General features: G+C 60.0%; 1 protein-coding gene. It reads right to left on the bottom strand.

Annotated elements, in window-relative coordinates; all coding sequences use genetic code 11:
• On the bottom strand, positions 1 to 277 hold a 277-nt coding region (locus AC0L3J_RS37915), incomplete at its 3' end, for a type IV secretion system protein (protein WP_473350523.1).
• Between the last annotated feature and the right edge of the window lie 18 nt (positions 278 to 295).

A 295-nucleotide genomic window follows, 5' to 3' on the forward strand; every position in this document is an offset into this window, starting at 1 on the left:
CCAACGAGGCACCGACGAAGCTATCGACCGGCGACCAGTACGAGGTTTCGTCCATCACCTTGAAGAAAATCTCGAAGCCAACATCGACGATGCCGGACGGCGAAAGCCCCTGCCCCAACCCCGTTGCCTGGCCTGCAATCTGCCGCAGGGACGCATAGATGGACGACGCGAAATTCGGGCCGTTGGTCAGCAGCCACCAGAAGAAGCCGGTGAAGATGGTGAACCGCACGAACTCGGCGAAGAACTCGCCAATGTCGGCCTTGCGCAGTGCCATCATGCCGAAGGTCCAGACCAT

It is taken from the genome of Bradyrhizobium sp. Kon37 (genome assembly GCF_055807535.1).